The 1,498-nt window shown below is 61.4% G+C and carries 2 protein-coding genes; both read left to right on the forward strand.

Going from position 1 to position 1,498, the window contains the following annotated elements; genetic code table 11:
- Nucleotides 1-164: 164 nt before the first annotated feature.
- Nucleotides 165-815, forward strand: a complete 651-nt coding sequence (locus AC1D0P_RS25555; protein WP_477651692.1) for a peroxiredoxin — start codon at nucleotides 165-167, stop codon at nucleotides 813-815.
- Nucleotides 816-838: 23 nt separating this feature from the next.
- The gene (locus tag AC1D0P_RS25560; protein ID WP_477679294.1) at nucleotides 839-1,438 is read left to right on the forward strand and encodes an RBBP9/YdeN family alpha/beta hydrolase; all 600 of its coding nucleotides are present in this window, start codon (nucleotides 839-841) and stop codon (nucleotides 1,436-1,438) included.
- The last annotated feature ends 60 nt before the right edge of the window (nucleotides 1,439-1,498 follow it).

Here is a 1,498-nt window from a genome sequence, read left to right on the forward strand (position 1 = left end):
GGGCAATCCCCGGCCGGCAACTCTCAGCAAAGTACCCCTGTCAGAACAAGACCAAATCTCCTCCGTTATGCACAAATCCAAATAAATTAAGAGCAATATATTCTTTTGAGTTTTAACGTCTGCTCCCCACAATGCTTTGATCAAGCAACCTCAAGGAGCAAACCATGGCCACCCTCAGACTCGGCGACATCGCCCCCGACTTCACCCAGGACTCCACCGCAGGCAAGATTTCCTTCCATGAATGGGCCGGCGACTCATGGGTTGTGCTGTTTTCGCATCCCGCTGATTTCACTCCCGTCTGCACCACCGAGCTCGGCAAGACCGCTGCGCTGAGCGGTGAATTCGCCAAGCGCAACGTCAAGCCCATCGCGGTCAGCGTCGATCCGCTGGAATCCCATGGCAAATGGGTCAACGACATCAACGAGACGCAGAACACCACGGTGAACTTCCCCATCCTGGCCGATGCCGACCGCAAGGTGGCCGGCCTCTACGACATGATTCACCCGAACGCCTTGAGCACCGGCCCCACGGCCACCGTGCGCAGCGTGTTCATCATCGACCCGAAGAAGGCCATCCGCACGACCTTCACCTATCCCGCCAGCACGGGCCGCAACTTTGACGAAATCCTGCGTGTCATCGACTCGCTGCAGCTGACCGATGGCTACAAGGTGGCGACGCCGGTGAACTGGAAGGACGGCGACGACGTGATCATCGTGCCCAGCCTGCAAGACCCGGCCGAACTGGCACAGCGTTTCCCCAAGGGTTTCAAGGCCGTGAAGCCTTACCTGCGCATCACGCCGCAGCCTAATAAGTAATCAAGCCGACGGATTCACGCGAAGTGCGCTTCATCATCGTTCCTGGCTGGCGCGACTCCGGTCCCGGCCACTGGCAAAGCCTGTGGGCCGAACGCCTGGGCAATGCGGTGCGCGTGCGGCAGGACGACTGGATCACGCCTTCGCGCAAGGCCTGGGTGGCGGCTATCGCCAACACCATCCAGTTGCAGAAGGAGCCGGTGGTCATCGTCGCGCACAGCCTGGGCTGCATCGCGACGGCGCATCTGCCGCCTGAAGCGGTCGACCGCATACAGGGCGCCTTGCTGGTGGCGCCGGCCGACCCGGAACGCCGCGCCGTCCTGAGCGACTTCGCGCCCGTGCCTTACCAGAAGCTGCCTTACCGCAGCGTGCTGGTGGCCAGCAGCAACGATCCCTTCTGTCCGGTTCGCCTGGCCGGCGCGTATGCCCGCGCCTGGGGCAGCGAGTTTGTGCGCCTGCAGGACGCGGGGCACATCAACGTTGAATCGGGCCACGGTGAATGGCCGCTAGGCATTGCCTTGCTGCAGTCGCTGGCCGGTGACGCCTCGCTTTCGGCGCCGCGGCTTGATTTTTCTTCCCCGCAAATATCTTCCTCTTCTTCTTTCGGATCCCTGGAAACGGCATGACTTCCCCAAAATTCAAAATCGCACTTGCGGCCCTGGCGCTGGCAACGAGCGGTATCTCCC

The sequence above is a fragment of the Polaromonas sp. P1_G2 genome (assembly GCF_056405515.1).